This window comes from bacterium (genome assembly GCA_024224155.1).
Lineage (GTDB): Bacteria > Acidobacteriota > Thermoanaerobaculia > Multivoradales > JAHEKO01 > CALZIK01.
In genome coordinates, this window is sequence record JAAENP010000181.1 from 1 (window position 1) to 1,097 (window position 1,097).

The window sequence follows — 1,097 nt, forward strand, 5'->3', positions numbered from 1 at the left end:
CGACACGGAGGTCGCCGGTGAGCCGATCTCGTCGAGCAGCCGCAGGGTATCGGCGGGATCTGAGGACTCGGCCGGCAGCGGCTCGTCGAAAGCATCGAGCGCCGCCAGCGCCCCGGCGCCTGGAAAGACCGGCATCTCGTCGGCCTTACACAAGTAGTCGGTGGCGCGTCGATGTGCTTCGTACAACAGGCTCAGCTCGTCTTCGAGCACGGGTCTCTCCTCGTCTTGATTCAAAGGGTGTCCGCCAGGGATGCGGCACCCGATTCTATGGCCACGCGGATGCCCTCGGAGAATTGGGAGATGGTCAGCTCGACTCCCAAGAGCGATTTCGCAATTTACCTGCCTTGGCCCAGAGGACGGCCATTCTCCGCCTTAGGAGGTAGGAAGGGTTCTCGACCGCGGGGCGCGGTCAGGGCATCAAATCGAAGACCTGGACTTTTCGGAGACTCGTGGCCTGCCGCAGCTACGCGACGCGCCGATTGCCGGAATGTCGACGGTCTGGCGATTCTCTCTTATATCGATCACGACTCGGTCCGGAGACCAATCAACTCTTAGGAGATCAGCGATGAGACGAGGTAAGAACACGGTTGTGAGTCGACTTGGACGACGGAATGCGTCGAAGCTGGTGGCAATCCCGATGATGATGGCGCTTTTGCTGCTCCAGGCGCCGTTCCTGGGAGCCCAGTCGCTGGGAACCGGCGGCGAGGAGCTCGATCGCTCCGGCAAGCCGACGAGCGGGGGCGATGCCACGCTCCATGACCAGTACGGCCGGCCGATCCATGACGCGCGCGGCGAGCGCCTGAGCTACTCGCAGGCCGAGACCGAAGATCTGGCGCCGTTGGCCATCGAGAAATCGGCTCGTACAAGCTCCGCCCAGTCACCCGCGGTGCCATTCAAGAACACCATGACAATCGGCCTCGAATGGCATCGATCGATCTACGGCGTCGGCATCGGCGACACCGGTCTCACCGCCGCCGACCTCGACGGCGACGGCAATCTCGAGATCGTCGCCGGCGCCGGTCCGCGGAACTTCTTCAAGAACGACTTCTGGTACGTGATGCGCTTCGACGGCGACTTCTACCCGCAGGTGTGGGCGC

2 protein-coding genes are annotated in these 1,097 nt (G+C 63.2%); one reads left to right on the forward strand and one right to left on the reverse strand.

The window, feature by feature from the left end:
* Window positions 1-210: aspartate aminotransferase family protein (locus GY769_10405; GenBank protein MCP4202333.1), on the reverse strand; the 210-nt coding region annotated here is incomplete at its 3' end.
* Window positions 211-565: 355 nt separating this feature from the next.
* Between GY769_10405 and GY769_10410 the strand changes: the two genes are divergently transcribed.
* A partial coding sequence (locus GY769_10410) for a hypothetical protein (protein MCP4202334.1) occupies window positions 566-1,097 on the forward strand: 532 nt, incomplete at its 3' end.